Source organism: Maribacter aquimaris (assembly GCF_014596745.1).
In the GTDB taxonomy this organism is placed as follows: Bacteria; Bacteroidota; Bacteroidia; order Flavobacteriales; family Flavobacteriaceae; genus Maribacter_A; species Maribacter_A aquimaris.
In genome coordinates, this window is record NZ_JABTCF010000001.1 from 464,032 (window position 1) to 483,517 (window position 19,486).

Annotated in this window: 22 protein-coding genes; 16 read left to right on the plus strand and 6 right to left on the minus strand. The window is 40.3% G+C overall.

The window, feature by feature from the left end; translation table 11 throughout:
• Position 1: 1 nt before the first annotated feature.
• Positions 2 to 487 (minus strand): GNAT family N-acetyltransferase, encoded by a 486-nt coding sequence (locus tag HPE56_RS02020; protein ID WP_188242095.1) that lies wholly within the window; start codon positions 485 to 487, stop codon positions 2 to 4.
• Positions 488 to 561: 74 nt separating this feature from the next.
• Here HPE56_RS02020 and HPE56_RS02025 point away from each other — a divergent pair, with 74 nt between their 5' ends.
• Genes HPE56_RS02025 through HPE56_RS02045 form a run of 5 tightly spaced genes read left to right on the plus strand, consistent with a single transcriptional unit; the run spans position 562 to position 4,149 of the window.
• Entirely contained in the window at positions 562 to 1,023 is a 462-nt protein-coding gene (locus HPE56_RS02025) for a hypothetical protein (protein ID WP_188242096.1), read from the plus strand.
• Positions 1,024 to 2,076 (plus strand): bifunctional diaminohydroxyphosphoribosylaminopyrimidine deaminase/5-amino-6-(5-phosphoribosylamino)uracil reductase RibD, encoded by a 1,053-nt coding sequence (ribD, locus tag HPE56_RS02030; protein WP_188242097.1) that lies wholly within the window; start codon positions 1,024 to 1,026, stop codon positions 2,074 to 2,076.
• The gene (locus HPE56_RS02035) at positions 2,069 to 2,671 is read left to right on the plus strand and encodes an HAD-IA family hydrolase (protein WP_188242098.1); all 603 of its coding nucleotides are present in this window, start codon (positions 2,069 to 2,071) and stop codon (positions 2,669 to 2,671) included. The genes ribD and HPE56_RS02035 overlap by 8 nt, the downstream gene beginning before the upstream one ends.
• Positions 2,672 to 3,535 carry an EamA family transporter gene (locus tag HPE56_RS02040; RefSeq protein ID WP_188242099.1) on the plus strand — a complete coding sequence of 288 codons (864 nt, stop codon included), beginning with the start codon at positions 2,672 to 2,674 and terminating at the stop codon, positions 3,533 to 3,535. It abuts the gene before it with no gap.
• Positions 3,535 to 4,149, plus strand: coding sequence for an IMPACT family protein (locus HPE56_RS02045; RefSeq protein WP_188242100.1), 615 nt, complete (start codon positions 3,535 to 3,537; stop codon positions 4,147 to 4,149). The genes HPE56_RS02040 and HPE56_RS02045 overlap by 1 nt, the downstream gene beginning before the upstream one ends.
• Here HPE56_RS02045 and HPE56_RS02050 read toward each other — a convergent pair.
• A complete protein-coding gene (locus HPE56_RS02050) occupies positions 4,146 to 4,544 on the minus strand; it encodes an acyl-CoA thioesterase (protein ID WP_188242101.1) in 399 nt (132 codons plus the stop codon). The genes HPE56_RS02045 and HPE56_RS02050 overlap by 4 nt on opposite strands.
• Before the next feature lie 206 nt (positions 4,545 to 4,750).
• Between HPE56_RS02050 and dnaA the strand changes: the two genes are divergently transcribed.
• The 3 genes from dnaA to HPE56_RS02065 are packed head-to-tail and all read left to right on the plus strand — an operon-like array spanning position 4,751 to position 7,373.
• Positions 4,751 to 6,175 (plus strand): chromosomal replication initiator protein DnaA, encoded by a 1,425-nt coding sequence (dnaA, locus tag HPE56_RS02055; RefSeq protein WP_188242102.1) that lies wholly within the window; start codon positions 4,751 to 4,753, stop codon positions 6,173 to 6,175.
• Positions 6,176 to 6,184: 9 nt separating this feature from the next.
• Positions 6,185 to 6,640, plus strand: coding sequence for a low molecular weight protein-tyrosine-phosphatase (locus HPE56_RS02060; RefSeq protein ID WP_188242103.1), 456 nt, complete (start codon positions 6,185 to 6,187; stop codon positions 6,638 to 6,640).
• A 10-nt stretch (positions 6,641 to 6,650) separates the two neighbouring features.
• Entirely contained in the window at positions 6,651 to 7,373 is a 723-nt protein-coding gene (locus tag HPE56_RS02065) for an SAM-dependent methyltransferase (protein WP_188242104.1), read from the plus strand.
• A gap of 57 nt (positions 7,374 to 7,430) precedes the next feature.
• On the opposite strand, the gene HPE56_RS02070 is transcribed toward HPE56_RS02065, so the two are convergent.
• From HPE56_RS02070 to dapF, 4 genes are all read right to left on the minus strand, one after another.
• On the minus strand, positions 7,431 to 8,060 hold the full coding sequence (locus HPE56_RS02070; protein WP_188242105.1) for a lysozyme family protein: 630 nt from the start codon (positions 8,058 to 8,060) through the stop codon (positions 7,431 to 7,433).
• A gap of 146 nt (positions 8,061 to 8,206) precedes the next feature.
• On the minus strand, positions 8,207 to 9,250 hold the full coding sequence (gene mltG / locus HPE56_RS02075; protein ID WP_188242106.1) for an endolytic transglycosylase MltG: 1,044 nt from the start codon (positions 9,248 to 9,250) through the stop codon (positions 8,207 to 8,209).
• Positions 9,250 to 9,771 (minus strand): GNAT family N-acetyltransferase, encoded by a 522-nt coding sequence (locus HPE56_RS02080; RefSeq protein ID WP_188242107.1) that lies wholly within the window; start codon positions 9,769 to 9,771, stop codon positions 9,250 to 9,252. Before HPE56_RS02080 ends, mltG begins: the two co-directional genes overlap by 1 nt.
• Positions 9,765 to 10,553 (minus strand): diaminopimelate epimerase, encoded by a 789-nt coding sequence (gene dapF / locus HPE56_RS02085; RefSeq protein ID WP_188242108.1) that lies wholly within the window; start codon positions 10,551 to 10,553, stop codon positions 9,765 to 9,767. The genes HPE56_RS02080 and dapF overlap by 7 nt, the downstream gene beginning before the upstream one ends.
• Positions 10,554 to 10,692: 139 nt before the next feature.
• Between dapF and HPE56_RS02090 the strand changes: the two genes are divergently transcribed.
• The 8 genes from HPE56_RS02090 to HPE56_RS02125 all read left to right on the plus strand — a co-directional run bounded on the left by HPE56_RS02090 (position 10,693) and on the right by HPE56_RS02125 (position 19,409).
• Positions 10,693 to 12,087 carry a S1C family serine protease gene (locus HPE56_RS02090; RefSeq protein WP_188242109.1) on the plus strand — a complete coding sequence of 465 codons (1,395 nt, stop codon included), beginning with the start codon at positions 10,693 to 10,695 and terminating at the stop codon, positions 12,085 to 12,087.
• A gap of 125 nt (positions 12,088 to 12,212) precedes the next feature.
• A complete protein-coding gene (locus tag HPE56_RS02095) occupies positions 12,213 to 13,661 on the plus strand; it encodes a glyceraldehyde-3-phosphate dehydrogenase (protein WP_188242110.1) in 1,449 nt (482 codons plus the stop codon).
• 148 nt (positions 13,662 to 13,809) lie between these two features.
• Positions 13,810 to 14,433 carry a tRNA (guanine-N1)-methyltransferase gene (locus tag HPE56_RS02100; RefSeq protein WP_188242111.1) on the plus strand — a complete coding sequence of 208 codons (624 nt, stop codon included), beginning with the start codon at positions 13,810 to 13,812 and terminating at the stop codon, positions 14,431 to 14,433.
• A gap of 39 nt (positions 14,434 to 14,472) precedes the next feature.
• Positions 14,473 to 14,916 carry a GNAT family N-acetyltransferase gene (locus HPE56_RS02105; protein WP_188242112.1) on the plus strand — a complete coding sequence of 148 codons (444 nt, stop codon included), beginning with the start codon at positions 14,473 to 14,475 and terminating at the stop codon, positions 14,914 to 14,916.
• An 18-nt stretch (positions 14,917 to 14,934) separates the two neighbouring features.
• Entirely contained in the window at positions 14,935 to 15,612 is a 678-nt protein-coding gene (trmD, locus tag HPE56_RS02110; RefSeq protein ID WP_188242113.1) for a tRNA (guanosine(37)-N1)-methyltransferase TrmD, read from the plus strand.
• A 5-nt stretch (positions 15,613 to 15,617) separates the two neighbouring features.
• Positions 15,618 to 15,935, plus strand: coding sequence for a hypothetical protein (locus HPE56_RS02115; RefSeq protein WP_188242114.1), 318 nt, complete (start codon positions 15,618 to 15,620; stop codon positions 15,933 to 15,935).
• 131 nt (positions 15,936 to 16,066) lie between these two features.
• Positions 16,067 to 16,417 (plus strand): 50S ribosomal protein L19, encoded by a 351-nt coding sequence (rplS, locus tag HPE56_RS02120; RefSeq protein WP_109650283.1) that lies wholly within the window; start codon positions 16,067 to 16,069, stop codon positions 16,415 to 16,417.
• A 772-nt stretch (positions 16,418 to 17,189) separates the two neighbouring features.
• Positions 17,190 to 19,409, plus strand: coding sequence for an NADP-dependent isocitrate dehydrogenase (locus HPE56_RS02125; RefSeq protein ID WP_188242115.1), 2,220 nt, complete (start codon positions 17,190 to 17,192; stop codon positions 19,407 to 19,409).
• Positions 19,410 to 19,486: the final 77 nt, after the last annotated feature.

Below are 19,486 nucleotides of genomic sequence, written 5' to 3' on the forward strand. Positions count from 1 at the left end.
TCTATAGTTGTTTCAACATCCATACGGGACAAGAAAAATGGCCCGTATCACCCATGGGGCCCTCAATATATTCAAATCCGGATTTTATATAGAGTTTTTGGGCGTCCTTCATGTATGGCATAGTCTCCAAATAACATTTTTCAAAACCATATTTTTTGGCACGGTCTAAGCAAATATCCATCATTGCCGCACCCAAACCCCGACCTCTAGCCTCTTCTAGAAAGTACATCTTTTGTAACTCACAGACATTCCCTTTGTAATTCGCTAATTGTGCCACTCCCGCAGCGCCGATAAGTCGACCTTGATCTTCGACCACAAAATAAGTGGCTTTGGGCATATCGTAATTCTCGAACATCCGGTCCAAGGCCTTATCCGCATATGCCGTACCCACCTTGGGCACGCCCATTTCCAACAAAACCTTCCGAATCAACGAAGCCACTTCCCTATTGTCCTTGGGTTCTATTTCACGTATTACAGCTGTTTCCATGAATTATTGATTCAATCTTTTTTAATGTTCTATTTTAGCGGAGTGAAGATACATGAAATATAAATTTATAGGGAATGAAAAAAGTATTTTTCATATTGGTTTTGACCGTACTTGGGCAAAGTTGCACCTTCAATCAAAAACCGGAATTTGTTGGAATCGATAGCGTTTCGGTGAAAGAGGCCAGTGCAAATGCAATCACCCTGCTGGCTGAAGCACGCTTTAACAACAATAACGATTTGGGAGGCACCCTACTTACCGATGAAATCAAGGTTTATGTTGACGGCATATACTTGGCTACCGTATCTTCAGAGGCTTTTGACGTGCCGGCCAAGGACAATTTTATTGTACCTTTGGTGGTTAATTTACCTTTGTCGGAATTGTTTAAAGAGGATAAGGGCAATTTATTCGGTGCCATCTTAAATCAGGTGTTGAACAAGAAAATGAAGGTTGACTTTAAAGGGAACATAACCTACAGACTTGGCGGTTTTTCCTATGATTACACTGTTGACCATAGTCAAGAAATAACGATACAATAAATGTCGATTGACCCAATATTTATGGAACGCGCCCTACAATTGGCGAAAAATGGCCTTGGGGTGACCGCACCAAATCCCATGGTAGGGGCGGTAATCGTGCAGGGAAACAGAATCATCGGTGAAGGATATACCAGTGCCTATGGAGGGCCCCATGCCGAGGTGAATGCCATCCATTCGGTTACCGATAAATCCCTTTTATCAAAATCAACCCTATATGTGACCTTGGAACCCTGTTCCCATTATGGAAAAACCCCTCCTTGCGCTGATTTAATCATAAAACATAGGATACCCAATGTCGTTATTGGCACGGTAGACCCCCATGACAAGGTTAAGGGCGAAGGTGTTGCCCGACTTAAAGAATCCGGTTGCAATGTAACCGTGGGGATACTTGAGGATGCGTGCCGGGAACATCACAAACGATTCATGACATTCCATCAAAAGCAACGCCCATTCATTATTTTGAAATGGGCTGAGACCAAAGATGGTTTTATGGCCCCTTTAGCTTCAAAAAGAAATGGCAAAACCGAACCCTATTGGATCTCTAACCATTATTCAAGGCAATTGGTGCATAAATGGCGTAGTGAAGAACAGTCCATTTTGGTAGGCACCAATACGGTTATGGAGGACAACCCCAAACTAAATGTGAGGGAATGGTACGGCAAATCCCCAATTCGTGTGATCCTCGATAGGAATCTAAGGATACAAGGTGAATACCACATCTTCGACCAAAAAATAAAAACCATCATTATCACACAGATTGAAGACACTGCCCTATGGAGAAAAGGCGTGGATTATGAGGTCGTCGACTTTTCAGTAAATTTGCCAGAACAAATTTGCCAAGTACTATACAAGAACAACATTACCAGTGTTCTGATCGAAGGGGGTTCCCAAACACTAACTTCCTTCATTACTGCCGACCTATGGGATGAGGCGCGAATATTCAATGGCCCCAATACCTTTGAAAAAGGTCTTAAAGCCCCAAAAATCATGGGCAAAACCCCATGTGTATTAAATATTGACACTGACATTTTAAACATATATAGAAATGATTAAAAACATCATTTTTGATTTTGGCGATGTTTTCATAAACCTGGACAAGGAGATTCTTTTTCGTGAAATCCAAAAATACGATAACACAAACCTCACAGCTGATCTCCTAGCCCTAAGTAATGATTTTGAAGTAGGGGCTATTAGTTCCGGGGATTTTGTAAAGAAACTTCAAATTGCTTTTCCAAGTGCATCATCGCAGGAAATAGTTAGGATTTGGAATGGAATGATATTGGATTTTCCGGAATACAGACTTGAATTCATTGAAAAATTGGCCCAAGAAAAGACACATCGTCTCTTTCTTCTAAGCAACACCAATGCCCTCCACATTTCCAAGGTAATCGAAACTATGGGGGAGCATAATTACCATCGCTTTAAAAACTGTTTTGAGCAATTCTATCTTTCGCACGAAATTGAAATGCGAAAACCCAATAAGGACATTTACGGGTTTGTACTTAAAGAGAACGATTTGAATGCCCCAGAAACCCTTTTTATCGATGACACCCTGGAAAACACCTTGGCTGCCGAACAGTTAGGGATAAAGACCTGGAATATTAGCGTTGGAAAAGAGGACATAATACAATTAAATTCTAGGATATAGATGTTAGACCTAGTATTAAGCGTCCTTTGTTCCAGTTTGATCTTTGTGATTTTCAAACTCTATGAGATCTATAAGATTGAAACCTCATATGCCATCATCACCAATTATGTGGTAGCCTGTGCAGTAGGGATGTTTTTTTATTCGGGTGAGGTGAAACCCTTGGAAATCACAGAACAACCTTGGTTTACCGGAACCCTTCTCTTAGGTGTGTTATTCATCGTCGTATTTAATTTAATGGCTAAGACCTCACAGACGGTAGGGGTTTCAGTTGCATCCGTGGCCACCAAAATGTCATTGGTAATTCCCGTAATTTTCGGGATACTGGTTTATAAGGAAACCCTTGGGTTTTTGAAAGTCATAGGAATACTTTTAGCATTGGCTGCCGTATATTTTGCTTCCATCAAGAAGAAGGAAATCAAATTCAAAAGATCATCCTTGCTTTTGCCAATTTTGGTTTTCCTGGGATCTGGAATTATAGATACCAGTATCAAATACGTTCAGGAAACCCAAATCACGGAAAACGAATTCCCCCTTTTTTCAGCTGCCATTTTCGCGGCTGCCGCTTTCGTGGGGCTATTCTTTATTATCTTCAAAGCCTTTAAAGCCCCTTTGAAAATAAACTTTAAGAATATTCTAGGTGGAATTGCCTTAGGGGTGCCGAACTATTTTTCTATATACTATTTGTTACGGGCATTACAAAACCCAACTTTGAATAGCGCTTCGGTCTTTACGATCAATAATGTGGCCATTGTAATGTTGTCAACCCTTTTAGGCATTGTCCTATTTAAAGAACAGATAAGCCCCAAAAACTGGGGAGGTATAGTCTTGGCTGTTATAAGTATCATTCTCGTTGCTGTATTCTAATGGAAAATACTGATTGTTATAAAACTTTGTCCAAACCTTCAGAGGAAGTTCTTTTTAAAGAGAAAAAGAGCAAGTTTTTTGGTTACGCCTACCCGTTGGTATCTGAGGACGAGGTGAAACCCATTATTGAAATGCTTAAAAAAAAGCATCATACCGCCAATCATGTCTGTTACGCATGGCAATTGGGTATAAATAACGTTCGGTATCGTGCAAATGATGATGGCGAACCTAACAACTCGGCCGGAATGCCCATTTACGGACAAATACAATCTTTTGAGGTAACCAATGTCCTTGTGGCCGTGGCCCGTATATTCGGTGGCACCAAATTAGGGGTTGGAGGCTTGATCAGCGCCTATAGGACCGCAGCACAAATGGCCCTTGAGGCATCACCTATTGTTGAAAGGACCGAAAAAGCCCATTTCGAGATCAAATTCGGCTATGAAACGATGAACAAGGTAATGCGCATAATCAAACAACACAACCTCGAAATCGTTTCCCAAAAACTCGAAATGGAATGCACTATTTATATTTGTGTACCTAAAAGCCATGCCCAAATGACACAGCAATTATTCCAAGAAAACCATACCATATCCATTACGGAAAGACCGGGTTAAAAACCGATCTTTTCGAGTATATCCGCAGGACACCTGATCGGCTTGTTTTTTTTGGCATCCATAAAGGCGAGTACTGTATTTGCTACAGCCAACAAATCACCTTCCCCATTATAGATTTCATAATCAAATTCAATCCTGACCATAGGTTTTTTACGCAGGTAAGTACGAAGAACTATAATGTCGTCATAGTAGGCGGATTTCTTATAGTTCAGGGAAATAGAGACAACAGGAAGAATAATCCCATTATCCTCCATGGCTTTGTAGGAAATACCGTAGGAACGCAACCATTCCGTCCTCCCCATCTCCAAATACTGCGGGTAATTGCCATGATGCACAACACCCATTTGATCCGTTTCCGCATATCGGACACGAAAAGAAATTTCATGAAAATCCATAATTATTCATCTAAAAATTATATCTTTAAAAGCTACCCTTACGGGCAGTGTAACATGCGAAAAAAAAAGGGTAAAATCAACCCCAAATCATTTTTTTTTTAGGATTTTTGTTCACATATTTGCGGGACCTAAATTACATTAATCCAGCTATAAGACCTAGTGCTATCAGTGCTTAAAAACTAACCATAAACAACAGAATTTTTACAATGAGTGTTACTGCTAATTCCGTCTGGAACAACTGTTTGGCTTTTATCAAAGATAACATCCAACCGCAGGCATTCAAAACTTGGTTTGAACCCATAAAACCTGTAAAATTATCAGATAATGCCTTAAGTATTCAGGTGCCCAGCAAATTTTTCTATGAGTGGCTGGAAGAGCACTATGTGAAGCTTTTGAAAGTTGCCCTTACCAAAGAATTGGGTGAGACCGCCAAACTTGTATACATTATAAGGATGGAGAATACCTACGGCAACCGTGAACCGTTTACAGAAAAAATACCCAGTTCAAACCGGGGCAATATGGGACCACAGGAAATGGATGTCCCTATTAAATCAAAAAACCCGGAACTTAGGAATCCTTTTGTCATTCCTGGAATTCGAAATATCAAAATCGAATCCCAATTGAATCCGAATTACAATTTCGATAATTTCCTTGAAGGCGACTCTAACCGTTTGGCCCGTTCGGCAGGGATGGCAGTAGCGAACAAACCTGGGGGAACCTCGTTTAATCCGTTATTGATTTTTGGTGGAGTTGGTTTGGGCAAGACCCACTTGGCTCATGCGATTGGCGTTGAGATAAAGGATAAATACCCTGACCGTACGGTTTTGTACATATCCGCGGAAAAATTCACCCAGCAGTATATTGAATCCGTCAAGAAAAATACACGAAACGATTTTATACATTTTTATCAATTGATAGATGTGCTCATTATCGATGATGTTCAATTCCTATCGGGAAAATCGGGTACCCAGGATGTGTTCTTCCACATATTCAATCATTTGCACCAGAACGGGAAACAAGTGATTCTAACATCGGACAAGGCTCCTGTTGATATGCAGGATATTGAACAACGATTGCTTTCGAGATTCAAATGGGGATTATCGGCCGAATTGCAAAATCCCGATTACGAAACGAGGATTTCCATCTTAAAGAACAAATTGTATCGCGATGGTGTTGAAATGCCTGAAGATATCATCGATTATGTTGCCAAACACATCAAAACCAATATTCGAGAGTTGGAAGGTGCCATTATATCCTTGATAGCACAATCTTCCTTCAACAAGAAAGAGGTTACTTTGGAGCTGGCACAACAAGTGGTCGAAAAATTCGTCAAGAATACCAAACGCGAAGTCTCTATAGATTATATCCAAAAAGTAGTTTCCGATTACTTTGAAATGGATGTGGCCACCCTTCAATCCAAAACAAGAAAAAGGCATATCGTCCAAGCTAGGCAACTGGCTATGTTCTTCGCCAAAAAATTTACCAAGGCTTCCTTGGCAAGTATTGGCTCACAAATTGGAAAAAGGGACCATGCCACTGTTCTCCATGCCTGTAAAACGGTTGACAACCTAGCTGAAACCGACAAGCAGTTCCGGAAATACATTGAGGATCTAACCAAGAAACTTTCTTAACATACTTTAATGGCTATAAAGGTTTTAATGGTCTGCCTTGGAAATATCTGCAGGTCACCATTGGCCGAAGGAATTCTCCAAAACAAGGTCGACAGTGATGAAATTCATGTAGATTCCGCTGGAACAGGAGGCTATCATATTGGCAGTAAACCTGACCCTCGAAGTATCGAGGTAGGTAAAAAATACGGTATAGATATCAGCCATCAACGTTGCCGACTATTCACGATAGCCGATTTTGAGGCATTTGATGTTATTTATGTGATGGATAAGAGCAATTACAGAAACATCATTGCCCTTACCCAAAATAAACACCACAAAAACAAAGTTAAATTATTGTTGGAAGTATTGGATTCCAGTACCATGGAAGTACCGGACCCCTATTACGATGACGATGGTTTTGAACATGTTTTTCATCTTATAGACGAAGCCTGCACAGTCATCGCAAAAAAGCTGGACAATAAGTAAGCACACCTGAATGGATAGCAACAACAAGACAAAAGGAAAACTTTATTTGATCCCCACCACTTTAGGTGATAATGAGCCATTGGAAGTATTGCCCATTTCCATAAAAAGGGTGATTGAAGCCGTTGACCACTATATTGTGGAAAACGAAAAATCGGCCAGACGGTTCATCAAAAAAATATCCCCTAGAAAATCGCAACCTGGATTGCATATCGAACTGCTGAACAAATATACCGAAGCGGAAAGCCTTCCTACTTTTTTACAACCATGCCTTGAAGGCCTTAATGTTGGGATTATCTCCGAAGCCGGTTGCCCCGGTATTGCAGACCCTGGTGCCGATGTGGTGCGTATTGCCCATCAGAAGAACATACAAGTAGTTCCCCTAGTAGGACCCTCATCCATTGTATTGGCTTTAATGTCCAGCGGAATGAACGGACAGAATTTCGCATTTAACGGCTACCTCCCAATTGATTCTGCAGATCGAAAAAAAACCATCAAATCGCTTGAAAAAAAATCGAGGGATATAAAACAGTCCCAAATTTTCATTGAGACCCCGTATCGGAATGACAAATTGTTCAAAGAACTATTGACCTCACTTTCGAACAGCACTCGATTGTGTATAGCTTGTGACATTACACTCAATACGGAATTCATTCAAACTAAAAATATAACGGACTGGAAAAAATCCAATGTGGACTTAAATAAAAGACCTGCCATTTTCATCATTCAGGCTTAAACAAATAAACCCCGACGTTTCCGTCGGGGCCTACCATTTTCATATACATATAAAACCTTACACTTTTGGGTTACGTTTTGGTAATACCAATGAAATATCGTACCCCGAGAATTTCTTTAAATAATTTACAATGGTTGATCCATAAGCATCCTTAAAATTGATTTTTCCATAAGAACGCAAGTATTTCATTACATTTCCAGGTCCAGCCAAATGGGCCGCAGCCAACATTCCAGATTCGGTAATCTCAACACCTTTAATCCGTTTGCCTACAAACTTCTTAATATCCCTCCGCATAATCCATTTATTACGGGCAATATTCGTCTCAAATGCCTTTTCCTGCAATATAGGATCATTAAGGAACACTGATGAGTTGAAAACACCCATTAATTCCAAGGTGTTTATACCGAACTGGTACTTACCTAAATACCCTAGGGTATTTGTTGCAAAATAATTCCCTGACGATTCCTTAAACGCCAAGGCTTCTTTAAAACCATGGAATGTACTGCCTAAAAAAGGCGGGGTTTCCAAGGTTGGAGCCAAAACAGTTTTGTTTTTGGGAAACAAAACCTCAGTAGGTTCATTGACTTTCAAGGTCCTAGGGACTGTCGTATCAGACGACAAACCACTAAAACTCACAAAAATCAAAAGCATGATAAGAGAACTAAAAAAGAAAATACATCTTCTCATATCTCTGTTTTCTTAAGACTTACTACCAAAAAGGGTATGCTTAAATTTCACTATGCAAAGATATGGCGCTTAACATGGGAAGGTCAGAAGGCTTTGTTAAAAATATACATTATTAGTTAACAAGTCCTTAATTTTCGATTAATGACCTATCTATTAATATTTTGACTATTGATCCATCGGACGTACTGTGCCTTATTTCGGTTATGTTGGGCAAGGGTTTTTGCGAATTTGTGATATCCGAAATTTTCAACATTGGCTACAAAATAATAATAGTCGTGCTTTTCTGGATTCAAAACAGCCTCTATTGCCGATATATCGGGCATGGTGATTGGCCCAGGGGGTATTCCGGCATATTTATAGGTGTTGTAGGGTGAATCTAGCTCCAGATCTTTATACAATACCCGTTTAATAACCGTATCAAAATTTCCTGTATGTTTTTTCAGTGCATAAATAACGGTAGGATCGGCCTGCAATTTGATGTTCTTTCTTAACCTGTTCAAATACACACCTGCCACTCTAGGCCGCTCCTCAACCTTAGCCGTCTCTTTATGCACAATCGATGCCAAGGATATAACCTCGGTCGGGGACAATCGCAAGGCCTTGGCCTTGGCCCTTCTTTCTTCATTCCAAAAACGATTATACTCCTTCAACATCCGGGCCCTGAATTTTTCCGCCGAAGTATTCCAGAAAAACTCATAGCTATTCGGAATGAACATCGCAATTTTCGTGGCCTCATTAAAACCATTACCCTTATAAAAATCGGGGTCGTTCAGAACCTTCAGGAGACTGAGACTGTCCGGCTCAATTTGGGAAGCAATCCTACCGGCCAAGCTGGCCAAGGTCTCTTGATTATTGAATGACACCTTAACAGGAATATTGTTACTTCTTAATGAATTTATGATATCATTGTTGCCCATTCCCTTTGTAATGGCATATTTACCTCCTTTTACATTTGAAGCGTAACCTTTTCGTTCGGCAACCTGAACAAATGTATTGGCATCTTTTAGCAAGGGATCCAACAACTGACTTACATCATTAATGGTAGCCCCGGTTGGTACGTAGACAAACGCCTCCTCATTGTTGAACTTGGTATTGGGAGAAAACACCGCATCGTAGACCTTATAGGCAAAAACACCCCCTATAATAAGTCCCAAAACAACCAGTAGCAATAAAATCTTTCTTATATACATTATACAGTGATCTTTTGTAGTAATATTTCATTTTTAAACGTGCCATTGGAGAAAATCCAATCTTTTTTCAAGCCGACCTCTATAAATCCCATTTTTTTGAACAGGTGGAGACTGGCCAAGTTTTCTTCCATGACATTGGCATACAATTGCCGAAGTCCCAAAACCTTAAAAACATAATCACACAAAAGTGAGAGGGCTTCCGCACCAATTCCCTTATTCCTGTGTTTGTGCTCCAAAACCACGATCCCTACTCCTGCCCGCTTGTTTTGGGGGTCAAAATCGAATAAATCGATAAACCCTACAACTTTATCCGTTGTAGCAATACATAATCGCAATTGCTTCACATCATAGATATCCCTATGGGCATTATCCAAATACTGTTTTAACACATGTTTGGAATAAGGTGTGGTAGTGCCACTGATCTCCCAAATATCCGTATTGTTCTCCAATTCATAGAGAAAATCCAGATCAGAAGGCTCTAGAGCCCTTAGATGAATATGTTTTCCTTGAAGATTCAACATTTGATTTCCCCTTTAAAAACTTGAGTTGCCGGACCTTTTAGATGTACGTTGGAATACCCTTTGGCATCGACTGAGAACCTTACTTGTAATTTTCCCCCTTGGGCCTCGATATTTACGACATCGGAAGACACCTTACCTGACTTGTGCATTGCAATAGCCACGGCTGTTACTCCAGTACCACAGGAAAGGGTCTCGTCCTCAACTCCACGTTCATACGTTCTCACTGCAAAAGTTCCTTCACCCAAAGGTTCCACAAAATTAATGTTACTCCCTTTTTGTCCATAGACCCCATATCGCAATTTGGAACCTTCCTTAAATACATCAAAATCCTGAAGCCCCTTTACCAACTGAACATGATGTGGGGATCCCGTATTCAGGAAATAAGCATTGGGTTTTTCACTGATTTCGGAAACGTCACCCATTTTGAGTTCCACGATATCCCCATTTATGGTAGCGGAATGCACTCCATCGACAGCATTGAATTTCGCTTCAGCGGAAACTACGCCCAGAAATTTTGCGAAAGCTACCAAGCAGCGGCCACCATTTCCACACATTGACCCTTGTTTACCATCAGCATTATAATATACCATGTTAAAGTCCATGATCGCATCTTCCTCTAAGAGGATGAGTCCATCGGCCCCTATCCCAAATCTTCTATCACACAGCCAAGCCACCAATTTTATATCATCTTTAGGGAAGCTATTGTCCCTATTATCGATCATTACAAAATCATTTCCCGTGCCTTGGTATTTATAAAACGTAAGTACCCTATTCATTTCCATGGTCCAAATATAATGTAATTTTAAGGGTTTTTTAGCAGTTAAAAAGTAGTTAAACCCTAAAGGCAAGATCTTTAATTCCCTTAATTTTACCTTGAATTTAAGACCTAAGGACACTAATAAATAAAAATTACATTTACGTATGAAAAAAATCGGAGGCTCATTACTTATAGCACTTTTTGCTGGGGCCATTACATTAGGCGCTTATAAATTATTTTTTGAAAGAACAAATTATGCCGTGGTATCGGACGATAATCCATCATCGATAATCAATTCAAGCTTTTCACCTGCATCAGCAAAAGGGGCTGGGATCAATGAGGTCGACTTTACATCGGCGGCCGAGACCACCGTAAATGCCGTTGTACACGTTAAAAACGTAACCATAAGCAGGGGACCTTCTAGTTTAATGGAGTTCTTTTACGGTTATGAAGGCAACCAGAAAGCCCAGATCGGTACTGGATCAGGGGTTATTATCTCCCCTGACGGGCATATCGTAACGAACAATCATGTTATCAAAGGTGCCAGTCAATTACAAGTCACCCTGAACAACAATAAAACCTATGAGGCCGAATTGGTGGGTACGGACCCAAATTCAGATATCGCCCTATTAAAGATAGATGCAAAAAGACCCTTGCCTTACCTGGCCTTTGGGGATTCTGACCATGTAAAAGTTGGCGAGTGGGTATTGGCTGTGGGCAATCCCTTTAATTTGACTTCAACGGTAACCGCCGGTATTGTAAGTGCCAAGGCACGGGCATTAATGAGCAACGACCAATCCTTTATCCAAACCGATGCCGCTGTGAACCCAGGAAACAGTGGTGGAGCATTGGTGAACACCAATGGCGATCTCATTGGGATCAACACCGCCATTTCATCCCAAACAGGTTCTTACGTAGGGTATTCTTTTGCCGTACCCAGTAATATCGCAAAAAAAGTTATTGATGATATTATGGAATTCGGAAGTGTCCAAAAAGGGGTTTTGGGTATCAAAACCGTTTCCATCAACACACCCTATGCCATTGAAAAAGGAATCAATGAAATTGACGGAGTGTATATTGAAGGTGTCGAGGAAGAATCGGGAGCCGAAGAGGCCGATCTAATGGCAGGGGACATCATTAAGGCCGTAGACCAGATAGAAGTGCACAAATTTGCCGACCTAACCGGGTATCTGTCTACCAAAAGACCAGGTGATGAAATTGAAGTAACCATTGACAGGGAAGGTGAAGAACTCATTCTTCCCGTGACCATCAAAGAGCGACAGACTTTATTTGTGCCGGTCATGGGCCTTGAAGTCAAAAATTTGACCGACAAGGACAGGAAAGCCTTCAAGACAAAAAAAGGAGTGAAAATTGTTGGGGTTCCAGAAACCTACCGCGGATATGGTTTGGATGGTAAAGTTCTTCTTTCCGTAGACAATGAAGAAATCAACGATATCCAAGAAGCCAAAACGCTTTTTGGACGCATTTCAAGATATGGAAAAACGAGTATTACCATGATCAATAAAAAAGGGGAAAGAGAACGACTTATCTTCCAATAATACTTAAAAAACACTATAGACCAAAACACCTTGACCATCGTTAAGGTGTTTTTTTTTGATTCTAAGAAACATTCCTAAAACGTTTGAAATATATATTTTTGGGTAAAACTACAACGCAACAAACTATGGAACATATTAAATCATACGAAAAAGAATTGGCTTTTCAGGCCGACCGTAGAAAGGCTACTACGGAATTTATAAAGATCACCAGTGACCTGTGGTACGACAAAGCCATTGAAGTTGTTTTGTTCAAAAACCAAATTATCGACCGCAGCGTCGGCGACATTATACACCTACATGAATATGCCGGTGAGTTTGTGCAAAAACCGATTTCGATATTCGATTCAATAGAAATCCTCAGGGCCATAAAGGATATTAAACTACCCCCTTCAAAACTGGATATTGGCAAATTAACCTATGAATACCACGCTGACGAAGGCAATTACAATAACGTAAAAGCGTTCGTTATTGGAAAATTGAAAAGCGCCTATAGCGCTGAAGAAATACAACCCAAGGACGTGGTCCTATACGGTTTTGGTCGTATTGGACGATTATTGGCCCGGGAATTGATGGCCAAAACCGGTAAAGGCAACCAGCTTCGTTTGAGGGCAATAGTTACCCGCGGAACCATCGATGAGGATATCCTTGAAAAAAGAGCTAGTTTATTGCGAACGGATTCAGTACATGGAAGGTTTTTAGGAACTGTGGATACCGATTTAAAGAACAAGGCCCTGATCATCAATGGCACCACGGTACATATGATCAGCGCAAGTCAACCCGAAGACATCGATTATACCGAATACGGCATAAAGAACGCCCTATTGATAGACAACTCAGGGGCTTATAGAGATCAAGAGCAATTATCCCGCCACTTGCTATCCAAAGGAGTAAAGAAAGTATTATTAACGGCACCAGGAAAGGAAGTACCGAATATTGTTCATGGTGTCAACCATTTGGAATACGACCCGGATAAAACACATATTTTTTCAGCTGCTTCATGCACCACAAATGCCATCACCCCTATTCTTAAAGTCATTGATGATTCCCTTGGTATCATAAAAGGACATCTGGAAACCATACATGCCTATACGAACGACCAGAACCTTGTAGACAATATGCATAGTAAATACAGGCGGGGAAGGGCCGCGGCATTGAACATGGTCATTACTGAAACTGGGGCCGGTGAGGCTGTTGCCAAAGCCATCCCCTCCCTTCATGGAAAATTGACCTCAAATGCCATTCGTGTTCCCGTTCCCAATGGATCATTGGCTATATTGAACCTGGTCGTAAAAAACGAAACCTCTTTAGATGGTATAAACACCATTGTCAAAAAATATGCCTTGGAAGGAGACCTTGTAGAGCAGATAAAATATTCGCTAAGCAAAGAGATGGTATCCTCCGATATTGTGGGCACGTCGGCCCCTTCGATCTATGACAGCAAGGCCACAATCGTGTCCGATAACGGCAAAAATATCATTCTATATATATGGTACGACAATGAATATGGGTATTCCCATCAAGTAATTCGGTTAGCCAAGTATATCGCTAAAGTTAGGCGTTTTACATACTATTAAACTATAAAGATAATATTGATACAATTAAAATTGATCCATCACGTTGAATAACTATAAGTAGCTTCTGATCAATTTTTTTTCTTAATTGATATTATTGGACTACTTTAGTCCCCTCTAAATCATTTACTAAACATAGAACCATTTAAAAATGAAAGGTTTAAAAACACTACTTCTTTTATTGACCTTATTGTCATTCAACCTACACAATGCACAAGAAGAAACAGACACCACTGAAGAATTATCCTTGGACAAAGGAACTATCGACAGTCAATTTGATTACATCTATAAAAAGTCGGGGAATTACAGGGCCGACGGCAAGCGTTATGAGGTGGTACGTATCATTTCCTTGGATAAATTGCGAAAGAATGTAATGGACACCCTTAATATGACGTACAAGAAAGAAGCGGAATTGAAGGCTACGATTTCGGGCCATGAAGCTACCATCTCATCCTTGAATAAAAAATTGGAGGAAACGACCAATAATTTAACTTCGGTATCGGAAGAAAAGGACAGCATGTCGTTTTTAGGTATGTTGGTTTCCAAAACCACCTATAACTTCATTCTTTGGTCCATTATCGGTTGCCTGTTATTGTTATTCTTGCTTTTTGTTTACAAATTCAGAAGAAGTAATACCTTGACCCAAGAGGCCAAAACGGCTCTTGCCGAAGTGGAGACCGAATATGAGGACCACCGCAGAAGGGCCTTGGAAAGAGAGCAAAAAATAAGTAGGCAATTACAGGATGAGATAAACAAGTACAAAAAATCAAAATAAAAAAAAGCTCCTTAACGGAGCTTTTTTTTTGCTAGCATCATGATCAAAATCGTTAAAGCCACTATAAAAGACCTTTTTGAGGTTGCACCCCTATTCAACCAATACAGGGTGTTTTATAAGCAAGAAAGCGATATTGAAGGCGCAAGGATATTCTTGACCGAACGTTTGAACAAAAACGAATCAATTATTTTTTTAGCCTATTACCAAAACAAACCAGCGGGATTCGTCCAACTCTATCCCATGTTCTCGTCGGTTTCGATGCAACATTCCTATGTTTTGAATGACTTATTCGTCGAGGAAGTATTCAGGAATAAACAAATCGGCAGGGCTCTTTTGGGTAAAGCCAAGGAATTTTGTTTAGCGAATAGGGCTAAAGGGCTTGCCCTAGAAACAGACGTGGACAACCCAGCCCAAAAATTATACGAAAAATTGAACTGGGTAAAAGACGTTGATTGTTTTCATTACTTTTGGACCGCAAAATAATTTAGACCCACAAACACCATGCGTATTGACATTATAACCGTATTACCCGAATTGCTTAAAAGTCCGTTTGAGGCTTCCATTTTAAAACGCGCCATTGAAAAAGGGATTGTTGAAGTGCATATGCACAATCTACGCGACTATACAGATTTAAGCTATAACCAAGTTGATGATTATCAATTTGGTGGTGGAGCGGGAATGGTATTGATGATTGAACCCATTGATAAATGCATTTCATCCTTAAAAGCGGAACGTGATTATGATGAAATCATTTATATGACCCCGGATGGCGTGACCTTAAACCAAAAAACCGCCAATAGCCTTTCACTAGTCGAAAACATCATCATTCTTTGTGGTCATTACAAAGGTGTTGACCAAAGGGTTAGGGATGCCTATATCACAAAGGAAATCTCCGTTGGCGATTATGTACTGTCCGGGGGTGAATTGGCCGCCGCCATACTCTGTGATTCGATCATACGATTGATCCCAGGGGTTTTGGGCAATGAGACCTCTGCATTGACCGATACCTTTCAAGACAATTTACTGGCCCCACCCGTATACACCAGACCGTCGGAATACAAGGGACTCAAGGTCCCCGATGTGCTACTAAGTGGTAATTTTCCGAAAATAGAGGAATGGCGTGAAAATAAGGCCTACGAAAGAACCAAAACATTACGCCCTGATCTTTTAAACGAATAATCTTCATGGACAATTACGAGATTTACTTTTTATTTGGCTCAATAATTGGATTTATCGTTGAGGTCGTTATTTTTATTTTCTCCTTATTGTATTATTTAAAATCCAAATCCACAGCCGGACTCTTAATGGGCATTGGCAGTTGCCTTAGTGCCTTGTTATATATCATCAGGCCTATATTGACAACCTTGACGGCCCACAACATGGGCGCTAGGGAGCTGGTGAACATTCAAGGGTATTTGACTATCGTCGGGGCTCTTTTCGCCTGTGTGTTCACCATCGGTTTTGTACTGGCCATACTAAAGATGCTGAAGACCGCTAACTAAGTTGCTGGAATTAAAAAAAATAAAAATAAATTTCTTGCAGTTTTTAATTTATAACGTATTTTTGCACCCTGTTAAACCAACCTCTGACGAAAATCGTGAATGTTGGTAGAATATAATTGTAAAAAATAACAATGGAAGCATTAATCAACTTCGTAGAAAACGAATTCATTCCAAAAAAAGAATTCCCAGAATTCTCAGCTGGAGATACAATCACCGTATACTATGAGATTAAGGAAGGTGAGAAAACACGTACCCAGTTCTTTAAAGGGGTCGTGATCCAACGAAGAGGCAGCGGAGCAACAGAAACTTTTACCATTCGTAAAATGTCAGGGACTATAGGTGTTGAACGTATTTTCCCTATCAATTTACCTGCATTGCAGAAAATTGAAGTCAATAAAAAAGGTAAAGTTCGTAGAGCAAGAATTTACTACTTTAGAGGTCTTACCGGTAAAAAGGCAAGAATCAAGGAAATTCGTTCTTAATCACGAATTACACAAAATCAAAAAGCATCCCTTCTTCAAGGGGTGCTTTTTTTATGAACAATTGTTAACAACCTAAGTTCATAAGCTGTTGATTTTTAATTCTTTGAAAATTCGAAATTTAAGCCTATATTTATTATATGGTTTTGAGGGAGTCCGACTAGGAATTTTAAAAAAGCCATTATAAAGTTTACGTTCTTTATATTGTTGTTTAGTCTTTTAAGAAAATCCAGTAGAATTCGTTTTACGGGATAATGATTAAATAGGCGAGCATAAACAAAAGAGGCTTATGTCTCCGGTTTTATGTAGGTATCCTTATTTTAAACGCAAAACGTAGGTCTTGTAGTTAAGTTAAGAACATTAAGACAACAAGAAGCAAAACATAAATGTGGTTGCTTGATTGAAAAGTCAAAAACCGCTTTGTATTGCAAACGTTGAAATAGTATTGGGAGTGGCAATCAATGGTTGCGGTTTTGATGAAAATTCAGAACATATATTTTCGTGCTATTTCTAAAAAGCCATATCAAATGTACTTGTACAAGTGATATGGCTTTTGTTTTGGACCCTAGTGCGGATTCCCTACTAGATATAAATTACGAATACGGAGCGTTACGTGGTTCTATTTCCCCATCCATGAAGTACACAATTTTTAGTACTGCCCTGTTTTCCACTTCACAAAAAGAAACTTTTCCATTATAAATAATCCGCAAAACACAAACAATCGGCAGGGCATAAAATTGTATATTTGTTTCACTAAAATCAAATTACTCAATAGATGCCAAAGATTTTCTATACCAAGACCGACGAGGCTCCTGCCCTAGCAACACAATCATTCCTACCTATTGTCCAAGCTTTTACCAAGACTTCGGGCATTACCGTAGAGACCAAGGACATTTCATTGGCCGCAAGAATACTTGCTGCCTTTCCAGAATTTCTATCCGAAGAACAGCGAATGCAAGATGACCTGGAAACTTTGGGAAACCTGGCCAAGATGCCAGAAGCAAACATTATTAAATTACCTAATATCAGTGCTTCGATCCCTCAATTGAACGAAGCCATAGAGGAACTCCAAAGTAAAGGCTATGCCTTACCCGACTACCCCGACGATCCCCAGGATGATGAAGAACGGAAATTAAAAGTACGTTATGACAAAATAAAGGGGAGTGCGGTTAACCCTATACTACGTGAAGGTAACTCTGATCGTAGGGCTCCAAGGGCCGTTAAGAACTACGCCAAACAAAATCCACATTCCATGGGTGCATGGAGTAAGGACTCCGCTACCCATGTTGCTACTATGGACCATGGTGATTTCAAATCAAATGAAAAATCATTGACCCTATCTGCAGCTACCAGCATTAAAGTTGTGCTTAACGGTAATGATGGCTCTACCACAGTTTTAAAAGAGAATCTTCCCCTCTTAAAAGGTGAGATCATTGACGCTACGATTATGAGCAAGAAAGCCTTGGTGGCTTTTTTGACCGAACAAATCGAAGATGCCAAGAAAAAGGGTGTTTTATTCTCGATCCATATGAAGGCCACCATGATGAAGGTCTCCGACCCTATTATCTTTGGTCATGCCATCGAGGTCTTCTTTAAGGATGTGTTTGCCAAACATGGCCCAACATTCGAATCAATAGGTGTAAACGCCAATGATGGTTTGGAAAATTTATTGGATAAACTCAATGAACTTCCCGCTGACAAAAGAAATGAAATTGAAAACGATATAAAAAACGCCATCAAACAAGGTCCTGATCTGGCTATGGTAAATTCTGACAAAGGCATTACCAACCTTCATGTACCTAGCGATGTTATTATCGATGCCTCCATGCCTGCCATGATTCGAAATTCGGGAAAGATGTGGAACGCGAAAGGTGAGGCACAGGATACAAAAGCGGTCATACCCGACAGCAGTTATGCCGATATCTATTCGGCTACCATCGACTTTTGCAAAGAGCATGGCGCCTTTGATCCAACTACCATGGGTACTGTACCGAATGTTGGACTTATGGCCCAAAAAGCCGAGGAATATGGTTCCCATGATAAGACCTTTGAAATTGGAACAGACGGTAAAGTAGCCGTAATTGATATAAATTCAGGAGAAACCCTCTTGGAACACACCGTGGAAAAAGGTGATATTTGGAGAATGTGCCAAGTAAAGGACGCTCCTATCCAAGATTGGATCAAATTGGCGGTTTCGAGAGCACGTGCCTCACAAATCCCTACTATTTTTTGGTTGGATGAGGAAAGGGCCCATGATAGGGAAATAATGAAAAAGGTTAAAACCTACCTGCCAGATTATGACACCACAGGATTGGACATTAAGATCTTATCTCCCCTTGAAGCTACAAAGGTCACCTTAAAACGTATGAAGGAAGGTAAAGACACCATTTCCGTTTCAGGGAATGTCTTGCGTGATTTCCTGACCGATCTTTTTCCTATACTTGAGGTAGGAACAAGTGCCAAAATGCTTTCCATTGTACCGCTTATGAATGGCGGTGGTCTTTTTGAAACTGGAGCCGGAGGTTCTGCCCCCAAACACGTTGAACAATTTTTGGAAGAAGGCCATTTACGTTGGGATTCTTTGGGCGAATTCTTGGCCCTAGGCGTTTCATTGGAATTCTTTGGGGATAAGAACAACAATCCAGAAGCCCGTATTTTAGGGGATGCCTTGGATGCAGCAACCGAAAAATTCCTATTGAACGACAAATCGCCTTCACGTAAGGTAATGGAATTGGATACCCGTGGCAGTCATTTCTATTTGGCCATGTATTGGGCCGAAGCTTTGGCGAACCAGAATAAGAATACGACTTTGAAAAACACCTTTTCCGAAGTTGCTGAAGCATTGAAGACCATGGAAACCCAAATAATCAACGAATTGACAGATGCCCAAGGCAAGCCTCAAGATATTGGTGGGTATTACTTGCCCGATGCCAAACTTGTTGCCGAAGCTATGCGACCAAGCAAGTCTTTGAATGCTATTTTGGAAAAAATATAACACATTGTTAACCAGAGAAAAACCCTTGGCTTACGCCGGGGGTTTTTCTTTTAAATAAATGTTAACACCCCCATATA

Excerpts from the sequence above, each read along its gene's own strand:
- HPE56_RS02020 (WP_188242095.1), bottom strand. The coding sequence starts at position 487 with ATGGAAACAGCTGTAATACGTGAAATAGAACCCAAGGACAATAGGGAA.
- HPE56_RS02025 (WP_188242096.1), top strand. The coding sequence starts at position 562 with ATGAAAAAAGTATTTTTCATATTGGTTTTGACCGTACTTGGGCAAAGT.
- ribD (WP_188242097.1), top strand. The coding sequence starts at position 1,024 with ATGTCGATTGACCCAATATTTATGGAACGCGCCCTACAATTGGCGAAA.
- HPE56_RS02035 (WP_188242098.1), top strand. The coding sequence starts at position 2,069 with ATGATTAAAAACATCATTTTTGATTTTGGCGATGTTTTCATAAACCTG.
- HPE56_RS02040 (WP_188242099.1), top strand. The coding sequence starts at position 2,672 with ATGTTAGACCTAGTATTAAGCGTCCTTTGTTCCAGTTTGATCTTTGTG.
- HPE56_RS02045 (WP_188242100.1), top strand. The coding sequence starts at position 3,535 with ATGGAAAATACTGATTGTTATAAAACTTTGTCCAAACCTTCAGAGGAA.
- HPE56_RS02050 (WP_188242101.1), bottom strand. The coding sequence starts at position 4,544 with ATGGATTTTCATGAAATTTCTTTTCGTGTCCGATATGCGGAAACGGAT.
- dnaA (WP_188242102.1), top strand. The coding sequence starts at position 4,751 with ATGAGTGTTACTGCTAATTCCGTCTGGAACAACTGTTTGGCTTTTATC.
- HPE56_RS02060 (WP_188242103.1), top strand. The coding sequence starts at position 6,185 with ATGGCTATAAAGGTTTTAATGGTCTGCCTTGGAAATATCTGCAGGTCA.
- HPE56_RS02065 (WP_188242104.1), top strand. The coding sequence starts at position 6,651 with ATGGATAGCAACAACAAGACAAAAGGAAAACTTTATTTGATCCCCACC.
- HPE56_RS02070 (WP_188242105.1), bottom strand. The coding sequence starts at position 8,060 with ATGAGAAGATGTATTTTCTTTTTTAGTTCTCTTATCATGCTTTTGATT.
- mltG (WP_188242106.1), bottom strand. The coding sequence starts at position 9,250 with ATGTATATAAGAAAGATTTTATTGCTACTGGTTGTTTTGGGACTTATT.
- HPE56_RS02080 (WP_188242107.1), bottom strand. The coding sequence starts at position 9,771 with ATGTTGAATCTTCAAGGAAAACATATTCATCTAAGGGCTCTAGAGCCT.
- dapF (WP_188242108.1), bottom strand. The coding sequence starts at position 10,553 with ATGGAAATGAATAGGGTACTTACGTTTTATAAATACCAAGGCACGGGA.
- HPE56_RS02090 (WP_188242109.1), top strand. The coding sequence starts at position 10,693 with ATGAAAAAAATCGGAGGCTCATTACTTATAGCACTTTTTGCTGGGGCC.
- HPE56_RS02095 (WP_188242110.1), top strand. The coding sequence starts at position 12,213 with ATGGAACATATTAAATCATACGAAAAAGAATTGGCTTTTCAGGCCGAC.
- HPE56_RS02100 (WP_188242111.1), top strand. The coding sequence starts at position 13,810 with ATGAAAGGTTTAAAAACACTACTTCTTTTATTGACCTTATTGTCATTC.
- HPE56_RS02105 (WP_188242112.1), top strand. The coding sequence starts at position 14,473 with ATGATCAAAATCGTTAAAGCCACTATAAAAGACCTTTTTGAGGTTGCA.
- trmD (WP_188242113.1), top strand. The coding sequence starts at position 14,935 with ATGCGTATTGACATTATAACCGTATTACCCGAATTGCTTAAAAGTCCG.
- HPE56_RS02115 (WP_188242114.1), top strand. The coding sequence starts at position 15,618 with ATGGACAATTACGAGATTTACTTTTTATTTGGCTCAATAATTGGATTT.
- rplS (WP_109650283.1), top strand. The coding sequence starts at position 16,067 with ATGGAAGCATTAATCAACTTCGTAGAAAACGAATTCATTCCAAAAAAA.
- HPE56_RS02125 (WP_188242115.1), top strand. The coding sequence starts at position 17,190 with ATGCCAAAGATTTTCTATACCAAGACCGACGAGGCTCCTGCCCTAGCA.